Origin of the sequence: Curtobacterium sp. MCBD17_008, assembly GCF_003234475.1 — a bacterium.
Taxonomy (GTDB): Bacteria; Actinomycetota; Actinomycetes; order Actinomycetales; family Microbacteriaceae; genus Curtobacterium.
Map to the genome: position 1 here is coordinate 76113 of NZ_QKTK01000005.1, position 13866 is coordinate 89978.

The 13866-nt window shown below is 73.5% G+C and carries 10 protein-coding genes and 1 tRNA gene; 9 read left to right on the forward strand and 2 right to left on the reverse strand.

The window, feature by feature from the left end; translation table 11 throughout:
- The first annotated feature begins 2 nt into the window (after positions 1 to 2).
- The 9 genes from nadD to DEI95_RS06730 all read left to right on the forward strand — a co-directional run bounded on the left by nadD (position 3) and on the right by DEI95_RS06730 (position 11540).
- Complete coding sequence (nadD, locus tag DEI95_RS06690; RefSeq protein ID WP_110823839.1) at positions 3 to 602, forward strand: nicotinate-nucleotide adenylyltransferase; 600 nt, start codon at positions 3 to 5, stop codon at positions 600 to 602.
- On the forward strand, positions 599 to 2137 hold the full coding sequence (locus tag DEI95_RS06695; RefSeq protein ID WP_111059762.1) for a hypothetical protein: 1539 nt from the start codon (positions 599 to 601) through the stop codon (positions 2135 to 2137). Before nadD ends, DEI95_RS06695 begins: the two co-directional genes overlap by 4 nt.
- A 130-nt stretch (positions 2138 to 2267) precedes the next feature.
- The gene (rsfS, locus tag DEI95_RS06700; RefSeq protein WP_111059763.1) at positions 2268 to 2660 is read left to right on the forward strand and encodes a ribosome silencing factor; all 393 of its coding nucleotides are present in this window, start codon (positions 2268 to 2270) and stop codon (positions 2658 to 2660) included.
- Between the two features lie 114 nt (positions 2661 to 2774).
- Positions 2775 to 2850 (forward strand) — tRNA-Ala (locus DEI95_RS06705).
- Positions 2851 to 2939: 89 nt separating this feature from the next.
- A complete protein-coding gene (locus DEI95_RS06710; RefSeq protein WP_181436220.1) occupies positions 2940 to 3878 on the forward strand; it encodes an aldose 1-epimerase family protein in 939 nt (312 codons plus the stop codon).
- Positions 3857 to 5473 carry an anthranilate synthase component I family protein gene (locus tag DEI95_RS06715; RefSeq protein ID WP_111059765.1) on the forward strand — a complete coding sequence of 539 codons (1617 nt, stop codon included), beginning with the start codon at positions 3857 to 3859 and terminating at the stop codon, positions 5471 to 5473. Before DEI95_RS06710 ends, DEI95_RS06715 begins: the two co-directional genes overlap by 22 nt.
- Before the next feature lie 64 nt (positions 5474 to 5537).
- Positions 5538 to 6395: a hypothetical protein gene (locus DEI95_RS06720; protein WP_220036629.1), complete on the forward strand. Its 858-nt coding sequence runs from the start codon at positions 5538 to 5540 to the stop codon at positions 6393 to 6395.
- 89 nt (positions 6396 to 6484) lie between these two features.
- Entirely contained in the window at positions 6485 to 8113 is a 1629-nt protein-coding gene (locus tag DEI95_RS06725; RefSeq protein WP_111059766.1) for a DNA polymerase Y family protein, read from the forward strand.
- Positions 8114 to 8126: 13 nt separating this feature from the next.
- A complete protein-coding gene (locus tag DEI95_RS06730) occupies positions 8127 to 11540 on the forward strand; it encodes an error-prone DNA polymerase (protein ID WP_111059767.1) in 3414 nt (1137 codons plus the stop codon).
- Positions 11541 to 11624: 84 nt separating this feature from the next.
- Here the strand turns inward: DEI95_RS06730 and DEI95_RS06735 are convergent, their stop codons facing one another.
- On the reverse strand, positions 11625 to 13136 hold the full coding sequence (locus DEI95_RS06735) for a cell wall metabolism sensor histidine kinase WalK (protein ID WP_258367508.1): 1512 nt from the start codon (positions 13134 to 13136) through the stop codon (positions 11625 to 11627).
- Positions 13137 to 13164: 28 nt separating this feature from the next.
- The gene (locus tag DEI95_RS06740; protein WP_110823845.1) at positions 13165 to 13842 is read right to left on the reverse strand and encodes a response regulator transcription factor; all 678 of its coding nucleotides are present in this window, start codon (positions 13840 to 13842) and stop codon (positions 13165 to 13167) included.
- Between the last annotated feature and the right edge of the window lie 24 nt (positions 13843 to 13866).

Consider the following 13866-nt stretch of genomic DNA (forward strand, 5'->3'; position numbering starts at 1 on the left):
CGATGCTCGAGAGCACGGGTCGGCCGCGCATCGGGGTGATGGGCGGGACGTTCGACCCGATCCACCACGGTCACCTCGTGGCGGCGTCCGAGGTCGCGAAGCACTTCGACCTCGACGAGGTCGTGTTCGTCCCGACCGGTCAGCCGTACATGAAGGCGGACGTCACCGACGCCGAACACCGGTACCTGATGACGGTCATCGCGACGGCGTCGAACCCGATGTTCACGGTCAGCCGGGTGGACATCGACCGCCCGGGTCCGACCTACACGGTGGACACCCTCCGCGACCTCCGCGAGCAGCGCCCCGACGCGCAGCTCGTGTTCATCTCCGGAGCGGACGCGGTCCAGCAGATCCTGGACTGGAAGGACCACGACGGCCTCTGGGACCTGGCCCACTTCGTCGCCGTGACCCGACCGGGACACGCGTTGAGCATCACCGGACTCCCAGAACGGGACGTTAGTGTCCTCGAGGTCCCCGCGCTGGCGATATCCTCGACCGACTGCCGCGATCGGGTGAGAGGCGGGTCCCCCGTCTGGTACCTCGTACCGGACGGCGTCGTCCAGTACATCTCGAAGCACCATCTGTATCGGAGCGTTGCATGAGTCCGTCCGACGCGCAGCCGCCCCTGTCGCGGCGTCAGATGCGCGAGCGTGAGCGCGCCGCGTCCGGCGGTGCCCAGCCCGTGACCCCACCGCCGACCGTCGCCACCAGCGCGCCGGAGGCCCGTCGTCGTCCCGGTTCGCACGTCGCGCCCGGCTCCGCGGCCCCCGCCCAGTCGGCCGTCCCGCGGTCCGCCGGCGCACCCTCGGGTGTCCCGGACCAGCCACCGGCGTCCGCGACGGAGATCGTGCCCGGCACCGGCGGGATGTCCCGCCGACAGCTGCGGCTCCTCCGCGAGGCACAGGAGCAGGGCGGCCGTCCGGTCCCGCTGCAGAACCCCACCCCGCACTCCTCGGACCGCACGGTGCAGGACGTGCTCGGCACCCTGTCCGGTCCGGCCGCCGTCCCGGCCCCGGACGCACAGGTGCCGTCCCTCCCGACGCCCGCTGAGACGGCCGCGTCCGGCGTCGACCCTGAGCGGGCGCCGCTGGTGCCCTTCGGGTTCGCCGGCCCCGCCGACACCGCCGACACCGCAGACCGGTCGGACGACGACGCCGGTCAGGACACCCGCGCTGAGGACGACGGCGGCGAGACCTCGCACTGGCAGGAGCCGAACCCCGAGGTGTCCCACCTCGACCCGGCAGCCGTCGAGCAGGCCACGGCCGCCGACGGATCGCCCGACGCGATCGAGCCCCTCGAGGCGGCGGCCGCGCACGCGGAGGAGCCGCGCTTGCACCGCACCACCTGGGCACCGCACGACGCGGACCCGGACGACCTCGCGGTCACCGACGAGCCGGGTACGACGGCGGGGACCGGTGTCGACGACGTCATCCCGGCCCCGACCTCCGCTCCGGCTGCAGCAGCTCCCGGCGTGTTCCCGCTCGACCTGGACGACGACGACACGAACGAGGTCCCGCTGCCCGTCGTGCCCGCCGACGCCCAGGTGTCCGGACCGACCTCCGCCGTCCGTTCCGGCGCGGCGTCGGCGCCCGGCTCGGCATCCCGTCCGGCGTCGTCCGATGCCGGCCGCGAGCCGAAGCCGGTCACCACGGCCTTCGAGGCGCCCAGCGGCCACTGGTCCACCTTCGCGCACGACTCGAACGACGCCGAGCTCCACGACGAGGAGACCGGCACCCGCCGCGTCACCGAGGCGCGGTCGAACGCCATCATCCTGCCGAACTCGGCCCTGGCGGACCCGACCGGTGCGCTGAACGCCACCGGCGAGGTCATCCTCACCGGGTCGATCGACCTGCCGTCCTCGCTGTCCTCGACCGGGTCGCACCGGCCGATCGACGGCGCCGAGGTCGACCGGCTGCTCGACCAGCAGGACGAGCAGCCCGACACCGACGCCAGCCCGGTGCGCGCGAGCCGTGCGGTGTCGAGCCACACCTCGACGCGGCAGGTCGTCCTGGCCGCGGCGAAGCCCAAGGACTCGAAGACGCCCGTGGTCCTGGCGGTCGCGGCCAGCGCGGTCGGGGTCGTCGCGGCGGGCGTGATCGTCGTCGCCCTGGTGGCCACCAACTTCTTCGGCTCGTAGCCGATCACCGGGTCGTCGGTCCGGGCTCACCGTCCTCGTCGGCATGGCCGTCGTCGGCGGTCTGACCTATGATCGACACCCATCATGAACATCGCGACGCCTCCGTCGGGATGACCACCGGAAGGAATCCGTGACCGCCTCCGCTCGCGCACTCGAACTCGTGCAGATCGCCGCCCAAGCGGCCGACTCCAAGCAGGCCGAGGACCTCGTCGCCCTCGACGTCACCCGACCGCTCCAGCTCACCGACGTCTTCCTGCTCGCCACCGGCCGCAACGAGCGCAACGTCCTCGCCATCGCCGACGAGATCGAGGACCGCATGCTCGAGGCCGGCTCGAAGCCGCTGCGTCGTGAAGGCCGCAGCGAAGGCCGATGGGCGCTGATCGACTTCGGGGACATCGTCGTGCACGTCTTCCACGAGGAAGAGCGCCAGTACTACTCCCTCGAGCGACTGTGGTCGGACTGCCCGGTCATCCCGCTCGACCTCCCGGTCGACCAGACGCAGACGGCCGAACAGTCCGCGTAGCGGCGACGCGCCCGGGAGGCGACGGCGATTTCGTTCCCCCGTCTCCGCGTGGTGTACGCTGTACTGGTGCCTCCGGGGAACCGGGGGGACACCGACAGGCCGCTTGCGGCCGACGGGTCTGTGGCGCAGCTGGTAGCGCACCTGCATGGCATGCAGGGGGTCAGGGGTTCGAGTCCCCTCAGATCCACCACCGAAGCCCCGGTGCTCCCCGAGCAACGGGGCTTCTCCCGTTCCCGCCCCGTCGCCCGCCCGGGTCCCCGCGGCCGATACGCTGACCGCATGAGCAGCGCAGCCCCCCGGTCCGGGTCCCAGACGTCGATCGCATCCTCCGGCTACACCGCCGACATCGCGAGCGTCGGCGCGACCCTGCGGGCACTCCGCCACGACGGCCGCGACCTCGTCACCACCTTCGACGCGGACGAGGTCCGGCCGGTCTTCCGTGGGGCGGTCCTCGCCCCGTGGCCGAACCGAGTCGTGGACGGCCGGTACACCTTCGGCGGGACCGAGCACGAACTCGCCCTGACCGAGCCGAAGCGCTCCCACGCCCTGCACGGACTGGTCGCCTGGACCGAGTTCGCCGTGCTGGAACACGACGTCGACCGTGTGGTGCTCGCCACGACCGTGCAGCCGCAGGAGGGGTACCCGTACCGGGTCGAGGTCCGCGTGGAGTACCGCCTCGACGCCGACGGCCTGCACACCACCGTCACCGGCACGAACACCGGCGACGACCGGGCACCGTGGGGGACCGGCCCGCACCCGTACCTCCTCGCCGGCGCGGGCACGGTCGACGACTGGACGCTCACGCTCCCGGCCGCCGAGGTCCTCGAGGTCACCGAGGACCGGCTCATCCCGACCGACCTGGTCCCGGTGCACGACGAGTTCGACCTCCGGACGCCGACGCACATCGGACCGCGGTTCATCGACCACGCCTTCACCGGCTTCGACCGCGACACCGACGGCATCGCGGCGATCACCGTCACGGCAGCGGACGGACACGGCGTCCGGGTCGCCTTCGGCCCTGAGTGCGGGTGGGCGCAGGTGCACACCGCCGACCACGTGGTCCCCGGGTACCACCGTGCCGGGCTGGCCGTCGAGCCGATGACCTGCGCGCCGAACGCCTTCAACGTCGACGCCTTCGCCGCCGACGTGGACGCCGGCCTCGTCGTGCTCGAGCCGGGCACCGCCCACGCCGCCGCATGGACGATCTCCGCGGTCTGACGGCCGAGGCGGTTCCCACGCCGTCCGTCGAGGAAGGCGCCGGCCCGCGGCTCGAGACCCGCAGGCTCGACGGCCCGGTCGACCTCGCCGTGCTCGCCCGGAGGACCACGGCCGACCTGGTCTGGTTCGACTCCGCACTGCCGGAGGGCGCCCCACCGTCGGCTGGGCTCCGTGCCGCGTGGTCGGTGCTCGCCCTCACGGACGGGCCGTTCGCCGCGCGGTTCCGTCACCAGGACCGTGTCGCCCGGCTCGACGTGTCGCCTGCCGCGGGGTCGTGGTTCGGGTCGTCCCGGGTCGAGGACCGAGCCGCGTTCGCCGTCCTCGACGACCTCCTGCAGCGCACACCGACGCTGGACGCACCGGTGGACGGCTGTGCGTTCGCGCTCGGGTGGGTCGGCTTCCTCGGGTACGAGCTCGGGCGTGAGGTCGACGGGCCCGACCGGACCGCGGACGGACACGCGGACGCCGACCTCCGGTTCGTGGACCGTGCGGTCCTCGTGCGGGGGGACGGAGCCGCCTGGGCGCTGACCCTCGTGGACGACGACGAGCCGGACGCGTCCGCGGCGAACCGCGCCTGGTCGGCCGGGCTGTGCGGCGCGGACCCGGACGACCGGGAGCTGGCCGCTCCGGAGCCGCACGACGACCTGGCGGACCGGGCCACGGGCCTCCCGGACGGTGGTCGGGAGCCCGACCGGTCCCTCCTGGAGGCGTGTGGTCGCGTCGACCGCGCGGCCTACGAGCGTGCGGTGGACACGTGCCGTGACGAGATCCGCGAGGGCAACGCGTTCCAGGTGTGCCTGACGACGGCGTTCGCCGTCCCGGACGTACCGGATGTACCGGACGCCCTGGACCGCCCCGGGGCCGCCGGCGACCGCCACCTGGCGGAGTACCTGCGGATCCGCCGGAGCGATCCGGTGCCGTTCGGCGCGTACCTGCGGACCGGTGACCTGCGGATCGCCAGCCGGTCCCCGGAGCGGTTCCTGCGCATCCACGCCGACGGCGGTGTGCTGGCCGAGCCGATCAAGGGCACCAGACCGCGTCACGTCGACCCGGTCGAGGACGCCGTGGTGCGCGCCGACCTGTCGACCAGCGCCAAGGACCGGGCCGAGAACGTGATGATCGTGGACCTGCTGCGGAACGACCTGCAGCGGACGGCGCGCCCGGGGTCGGTGCGCGTCGAACGGCTCTGCGACGTCGAGACGTACGCGAGCGTCCACCAGATGGTGTCGACGATCGCCGGTGTCCTGGCACCCGGGGCCTCCCGGGCCGCGGTCGTGCGGGCGGCCTTCCCGCCGGGGTCGATGACGGGAGCGCCGAAGCGCAGTGCGACGGCGATCGCGGACCGGCTGGAGGGTGCCCCGCGCGGGGTGTACGCCGGGGCGATCGGGTACTTCTCGGCCAGCGGTGCGGTCGATCTGTCGGTGGCCATCCGGACACTGGTGACGGTCCTCCACCCGGACGGGTCCGTGCGGCGCAGGACGCTCGGGGCGGGCGGCGCGGTGACGTGGTCGTCCTCGCCGGAGGACGAGGCCGACGAGGTCGAGGCGAAGACGGTGTCGGTGCTCCGCGGGGTGGGCGCGGCGGCGCACTGGTAACCCTCGAACGGGTGTTCGAACCGCTGTCCACCGGATGTCGGTGCCGGTTGACATCATCGAACACATGTTCGAACATGAGGGCATGCAGACGGCGACGGCACTCCGGTCGTCCGACGAGCGCAGCGACCGCGGACGCGGGGACCGCGAGCACGTCGGGCGGAACGGTGCTGCTCGCGGGGGCGCGGACGGGGCTCGCGGGGCTGACCACGTCGGAGCAGCGCGGGCGGCACTCGACCGGATCACCTCGCTGCGGTCGCGGGTGGCCGACATGGAGTCCACCCGGGTGGACACCGACGGGCTGCCCACCGCGGACGCCCTCGCCCCGCTGCTGCCGGGCGGTGCGATCCGCGCGGGTGGCACCTACGCCGTGCCGGAGTCGGTGCTGCTCGCCCAGACGATGCTGCAGGCGGCATCGGCGGCCGGCGCGTGGTGCGCAGTGGTCGGCGTGCCCTCGTTCGGTGTGGAGGCGGCGGCCGCGGCGGGGATCGACCTGGAACGACTCGTACTGGTGCCGGACCCGGGCGACCAGTGGCTCGCGGTGACCGCGGCCCTCGCCGACGTCGCGCAGATCGTCCTCACCCGTCCCCTCGGCCGCGTGGTGCCCGGTGACGTCGCCCGGCTCTCCGCGCGTCTCCGGCAGCGCGGGGCCGCACTCGTCGCGCTCGGGTCCTGGCCCGGGGCGGACGTCACCCTGCGCGTCACCGAGTCCCGGTGGGGCGGGATCGGCCACGGTCACGGGTACCTCACCGAACGACGGGTGACCGTCACCGCGTCGGGGCGCGCCGGTGCGGTCCGACCGACGAGCGCCGAACTGCTGCTGCCCGCTGCGGACGGCTCGGTCCGCGCGGTCGTCCCGACGACCGCGGTCGCCGCGGTGCCGGTCGACGAGCGGGTCCTGCGTCCCGTCGCGGTGGCGTCGTGAGCCCCCGCGGGCGCCGAGCGCTGGTGGGCACGCCGACGGGCGGGGGAGCAGGCGCTGCACTGTCGGGCGTCGGGATGCCCGGTGTCGGGATGCCCGGTGCGGGAGCCGTCCGTGCGGACGCGCTCAGCCGGGGAGCGGGGCTGCCGGAACCCCCGCCGACCCGCACGATCGTCCTCTGGTGCCCGGACTGGCCCGTCATCGCGGCCGCCCGGGCAGCCGGATCGCCCCCGGAACAACCGTTCGCCCTCATCGCCAAGGGCCTGGTCTTCGCCAGCTCCGCCTCGGCCCGGCAGGTCGGGGTGGTCCGAGGGCTGCGGGTGCGGGAAGCACAGGCACGCTGCACCGACCTCGTCACCCAGCCGTACGACGACGCGCTCGACCACCGTGCGTTCGAGCCGGTCATCCGCGCCATCGAGGAAGCAGCACCCGGGGTGGAGGTCCTGCGCCCCGGGACGATCGCGCTGCGGGCCCGCGGTCCGGCGCGCTACCACGGTGGAGAACGGGCCGCGGCGACCGTCCTGGCGGGCATCGCGGCCGACCACGGCGCACCGGGTGTCCGGGCCGGGGTGGCCGACACCCCGTTCGCCGCCGAGCAGGCCGCACGGGCACGACCGCGGCGGCCCGGGGAGCGCGTCCGGATGGTGCCGGTCGGCGGGTCGGCGGAGTTCCTCGCCCCGCTGCCGCTCGGCGTGCTCGGCGACCCGGACCTCGCGATGGTCCTCGGCCGACTCGGGATCGCGACGCTCGGGGACTTCGCCGCGCTCACCGACGAACAGGTGCGCGACCGGTTCGGCGTCCCCGGGGCGTTCCTGCACCGCCTCGCCGGTGGGCGCGACCCGCGGGAGGTCTCCGCGCGCGAGGTGCCGCCCGATCTCGAGGTCCAGGCGTCCTTCGAACCACCCCTCGACCGCGCCGACCAGATCGCCTTCGCGTTCCGCCGCTCCGCCGACGACTTCGCCGCGAAGCTCCGTGCAGCCGGTCTCGTGGCGACGACGATCCGGGTCGGCATCGTCGACGAGCGGGACGTCCTGCTCGAACGGGTGTGGGCGCACCCGCGGTGGTTCGACGCGGCCGACGTGGTGGACCGGGTGCGGTGGCAGCTCGCCGGCGGGGTCGACCCGACCGGGCTCGAGGCGCCGGTCACCTCGGTCGTGCTCGAACCCGTCGCGGTGGACGACCTCGCGAACCACGAGCGCGGACTCTGGGGCTCCGGACCCGACGAGCGGGTGCACCACGGCCTGGCCCGCGTACAGGGCATGGTCGGGCACGACGGTGTCGTCACGCCCCGGATCGGTGGCGGACGCACGCTGGCGGAACGCATCGTGCTCGTGCCGTGGGGGGACGCACCCGCCGGGGGCGAGCGCGCCCTCACGGTGGTCCGGGACCGCCCGTGGCCGGGCAAGCTGCCCGGGCCGCCGCCAGCGACGGTCCTCGAGCGGCCGCGCCCGGTGGACGTCGTCACGGCGGACGGCGGTCCGGTGGACGTCGACGACCGGGGCACCCTGACCGGCGAACCCGGACGCTTCCGGTCGGACGGCGACCGCGGCGGACGGTTCGCACCCGTCACGGCGTGGGCGGGGCCGTGGCCGCTCGTCGTGCGGTGGTGGGAGTCGGGCGGACGACGACTGCACCGCCTGCAGCTCGTCGACGCCGAGGGGCGGGCGTGGTACCTGGTCCTCGCCGACCACCGCTGGTGGGCAGAGGCGATCGCGACGTGAAGGACGGACACTGATGGGGTACAACAACCCGCCGATCCCGTGGTCGCAGTTCGAGCGCGCCCTCTCCGACAAGCGGAGCCCGGGGACGACCCCCGAGGGCGACGGCGGCGACAGTCCTGCCTGGTCGCGGAAGCGTGCGCCGTACCGTCCGGCGGACGTCGCCTCGCCGGACGCGCCGCCCGCGGTGCCGTACGCGGAACTCCACGCGCACTCCACCTTCAGCTTCCTGGACGGGGCGAGCCCGCCCGAGCACCTGCTCGAGGAGGCCGCGCGACTCGGCCTGCACGGACTGGCGATCACCGACCACGACGGCTTCTACGGCGCCGCGCGGATGGCCGAGGTCGCGGAGACGTACCCGAGCGTCACCACCGTCTACGGCGCCGAGCTGTCCCTCGGACTGACCGGACCGCAGAACGGCGTACCCGACCCGGAAGGCTCACACCTGCTGCTCCTCGCCGACGGGCAGGACGGGTACCACCGGCTGGCCGGCGCGGTGACGGCCGCGCACCTCGCCGCGGGCTCCGAGAAGGGGCGTCCCCGGTACGACCTCGACGACCTCGCCGAGCGGTCGGGCGGACGGTGGCGGGTGCTCACCGGCTGTCGGAAGGGCACCGTCCGCCAGGCCCTCGAACGCGGCGGCGAGAGCGCTGCCGACCAGGCGCTGCGGGCGCTGCTCGACCGGTTCGGGACGGGCTCCGTCGTCGTGGAGCTCTCCGACCACGGGGACCCGCTCGACAGCGCCCGGAACGACGTCCTCGCCGCGCTCGCCGCCCGGCACGCGCTGCCCGTCGTGGCGACCGGGAACGTGCACTACGCCACCCCGGACCGGTTCCCGGTGGCGACCGCCCTGGCCGCCGTCCGCGCCCGGCGCAGCCTGGACGAGATCGACGGGTGGTTGCCGGCCGCCGACACCGCGCACCTCCGGTCCGGTGCCGAGATGGCCAGGCGGTTCGCCCGGTGGCCGGGTGCCGTCGAACGGAGCGTGGTGCTCGCCGACGAACTCGGCTTCCAGCTGAAGACCGCGAAGCCCGGGCTGCCCGACCTCGACGTGCCGGACGGCCACACGGCGATGACCTGGCTGCGCGAGCTCACCTGGCGTGGGGCCCGTCGGTTCTACCCCGGGGACGCGGACGGCGTCGACGCGCACAAGCGGGAGCGCATCGAACGCGAGCTGTCGGTCATCGAGGACAAGGGCTTCCCCGGGTACTTCCTCATCGTGCGCGACATGGTGCAGTTCGCCCGCGAGCGGGGGATCCTCTGTCAGGGGCGGGGTTCGGCCGCGAACTCGGCGGTCTGCTACCTGCTCGAGATCACCGCCGTCGACTCGATCCGGTACGGCCTGCCGTTCGAGCGGTTCCTGTCGGCCATGCGCGACGAGGAACCGGACATCGACGTGGACTTCGACTCCGACCGGCGCGAAGAGGTCATCCAGTACGTCTACGACAAGTACGGCCGGTTCAACGCCGCGCAGGTCGCGAACGTCATCACCTACCGGCCGAAGGGTGCGGTGCGGGACATGGCGAAGGCACTCGGACACAGCCCCGGACAGCAGGACGCCTGGTCGAAGCAGGTCGAACGGTGGGGTTCGGTCACCGAGAGCCAGGACCACGACATCCCGGAGCCGGTGGTCGACCTGGCCCAGCAGGTCCTCGGGTTCCCGCGGCACCTCGGCATCCACTCCGGCGGGATGGTCCTGACCGACCGGCCGGTGGGCGAGGTCGTGCCGATCGAGCACGCCCGGATGGACGGTCGGACCGTGCTGCAGTGGGACAAGGACGACTGCGCGTACATGGGGCTCGTGAAGTTCGACATGCTCGGACTCGGCATGCTCGCCGCGCTGCAGTACTCGTTCGACCTGGCCGCCGACCACTGCGGGGAGCGGTGGGACATGCACTCCATCCCGAAGGAGGAGCAGGGCGTCTACGACCAGCTCTGTCGCGCGGACACGATCGGCGTGTTCCAGGTGGAGTCCCGTGCGCAGATGGGCACGCTGCCCCGGTTGCTGCCGCGTCGGTTCTACGACCTCGTGATCGAGGTCGCCCTCGTGCGCCCCGGGCCGATCCAGGGCGGGGCGGTGCACCCGTACATCCGCCGGCGCACGGGTGAGGAACCGGTGACCTACATCCACCCCGCGCTCGAACCGGTGCTGGAACGGACGCTCGGGGTCCCGCTGTTCCAGGAGCAGCTCATGCAGATGGCCATCGCGGTCGGCAACTGCTCCGGGGACGACGCCGACCTGCTCCGTCGGGCGATGGGGTCGAAGCGCGGCCTCGAGAAGATCGACCGGCTCCGGGACAAGCTCTACCGGGGCATGGCGGAGAACGACATCCACGGCGAGGACGCCGACGCCATCTACGCCAAGATCCAGGCGTTCGCGAACTTCGGCTTCGCGGAGAGCCACTCGATCAGCTTCGCGCTCATCGTCTACGCGAGCGCGTGGATGCGGCTGCACTACCCGGGGGCGTTCCTGGCGGCGCTGCTCCGTGCGCAGCCGATGGGGTTCTACTCGCCGCAGACCCTCGTCGCCGACGCTCGCCGGCACGGGGTCCGCGTGCTCCGGCCGGACATCCTGCGGTCCGAGGTCGACGCGACGCTCGAACCGATCGAGGGTCTGACGGACGCGGTCGGGGACGACGCCTGCCTGGCCACCGAGCAGCCGCCGGTGCTGCCGTTCGACCGGGACGCCCCCGACGACACCGCCGCACACCGTCGTGACGGTGCCTCCGCCGTGCGGCTCGGCCTCGCCGAGGTCGCGTCGCTCGGCCGCCGGAGCGCCGAGCGGATCGTCGCCGAGCGGCGGACGAACGGACCGTTCACGGACATGTCCGACCTCGCACGCCGGGTCGGCCTCACCACCGCGCAGCTCGAGGCGCTCGCCGCCGCGGACGCGTTCGAGTCGCTCGGGGTCGATCGTCGTGGTGGCATGTGGTCGGCGGCGCAGGCGGCGGCGGAGCGCCCCGACCAGCTGCCGGACACCCAGGTCGTCGTGCAGCCGCCGCTGTTCGGGCAGATGACGAGCGGGGACGTCCTCATCGCGGACATGTGGTCGACGGGGATGTCCACGGACGACCACCCCGTCGGGCACCTCCGCGAGCGGTTGTCGGCGCGCGGGGTGCTCAGCGTCGAGGACACCAGGACGGCGGAGACCGGTCGGCGCGTGGAGGTCGGCGGGATCGTGACGCACCGGCAGCGCCCGGCGACGGCGTCGGGGATCACGTTCCTCAACGTCGAGGACGAGTCCGGCCTGGTGAACGTCATCTGCAGCGTCGGGGTGTGGGGCCGGTACCGCCGGGTGGCACGGGAGTCCCCGGCGGTCATCGTGCGGGGGATCCTCGAGCGGTCACCGGACGGGGTGGTCAACCTCGTCGCCGACCGCATCGAGCACCTCCCGCTCGCCGTCCGGACACGGTCGCGGGACTTCCAGTGACCGCCGCTCCCGTCCCCGGGACGCACCGCTGGTGACGACACACCGGGAGCCTGTGACGCGCACCGACCGCCGCTCCCGTCCGGGTCAGTGCGCTGCGCGCACCGCCGGAGCGTCCCGCACCTCGGGCACCCGAACGGTCACCTCGAGCCCACCCGTCGGCAGGTTGCGGAGGGCCGCCGTGCCGCCCGCCCGTTCCGCCACCGCCCGAACGATCGCGAGCCCGAGGCCGGACCCGCCCGGCATCGGGACCCCGCCGGTGGTCGGGTCCGGGTCGCGGCGGGAGGTGCGGGCCTCGTCGGGTCGGGTGAAGCGGTCGAACGCGACCGGCACGAACGACTCCGGGACGCCGGGGCCGTCGTCCGTGACCTGCAGCACCCCCTCGCCCGAGGCGGCCCGCCAGCTGACGAGCACGGTGCCTCCGCGGGGGAGCGCCGCGACGGCGTTGCCGGCGGTGTTCGTGACGAGCTGTGCCATGCCCCCGGTGTCGAGCCGGTACCGCGGCTCGTCGGAACCGTCGGAACCGTCGGAACCGTCGGCCACGGTCGGCGGTTCGAGTTCGAAGTCGACGGTGACGTCCTTCGCGCTCGCGATGAGCCGCACCCGGTCGACGGCGGCCATCACCTCGTCACCGAGGTCCGACCAGGTCGTGGCGGACTGCGGGGCACCGTCGGCCGCGCGGCGCTCCGACTCCTCGATCCGCGAGAGCGTGAGCAGGTCGTTGGCCAGTCGGGAGAGCCGGGCGACGCTGTTCTTCGCCCGCTCGATGTGCGCGGCGAGTGCGCGGGCGTCGTCCCGGTCGAGCGCGGCGAGGTCGAGCTGCGTGGTGAGGATCGCCAGCGGTGTGCGGAGCTCGTGGCTCGCGTCCGAGACCATCTGGCGTTCGCGTTCGGTGGCCTGTCGCGTCCGCGCCAGGAAGGCGTTGAGGGTCGTCGCGAGCGAGGCGAGTTCGTCCTGCGCCGGGCCGACCGGCAACTCGGCACGTTCGGGGGCGACGGACAGCCGCTCGGCTTCGCGACGCATCCGGTTGACCGGACGGAGTGCGGTGGTGGCCAGCACCCACGACGCGACGCCGAAGGCCAGGAGGATCGCCAGACCGGTGAAGGACAGCGTCGTGGTGAGTTCGTCGACGACGATCGCCTCGGCCTGCGAGTTGCGGGCAGCGACGACGGTCCAGCGACCGGCCTGGTTCACCGGGTGTTCGACGACCACGCGGTACTGGGACCCGCCGAGCTCGACGACCGAGGTGCCGGCCGGCGTCGTCCGCAGACTGCCGAGCGACTGCTCGAGGCGGCGCGGCATCGAGGACAGGGTGATCTCACCGGTGGGGGAGACCACGGCGACGAACTGGGCGTTGCCGGGTGGTGAGAGGTTCGGGTCGCTGTCGACCTCGAGCGTCGCGACGTACGGGTCCGTGTCGGCGTCGAGCAGGGTCTCGGTGGCGCTCGCCACGACGTTGACCACCTGCAGGCGCATCACGAGCACGAGCAGGGCGATGACGACGGCGGCGATGACGGTCGACCCGATCGTGATCCGGGCGCGCAACGACAGCGACCGCAGCCGGGACGGTCGGCCCCCGGCCACCCGCCCCGCGGTCACGCCGCCGTCCGACCGCACCACGCGGTCGTCAGGCCGTGACGAGGTCGAGTCGGTAGCCCCGACCGCGCACGGTGCTGATGGCCACGGTGGCCTCCTGCGCGACGAGCTTCTTCCGCAGGTAGGAGATGTACTGCTCGACGACGTTCGGGTCCACGTGCTGCGACCCGTCCCAGACCTCCTCGAGGATCTTCGGCCGGTCGACGACGGTGCCGACCGAGCGCGCGAGGAGGCGCAGCAGGGCGAACTCGGTGGGGCTCATCGCGACCCGCTGCCCCTTGACGGACACGCGACGGGCCTCCGAGTCGATGGAGACGTCCCCGACCTCGATGGTGCGCGGGGCGCCGGTCGGCTCGCGACGCCCCAGGGCCCGCAGACGTGCGGTGAGCTCGGCGAAGGCGAAGGGCTTGGTGAGGTAGTCGTCCGCGCCCGCGTCGAGCCCGAACACACGGTCGTCGACGGCGTCCCGCGCGGTCACGAGCAGGATCCGGACCGGGTCCTCGCGCTCGCGGACGCGCCGCGCCAACTCGAAGCCGGACATGCCGGGCATCATCACGTCGACCACGGCGATGTCGTAGGGCTGCTCGCCCAGCGCGATGAGTGCCTCCACACCGTTCTCGACCGCGGTGACGCGGTACCCCTCGGCGGCGAGCCCGCGCTCCATGAGCGCGCGCATCTCGTCGTCGTCCTCGACCACCAACAAGCGCATCTGGACCTCCTGCGACCATCGTGG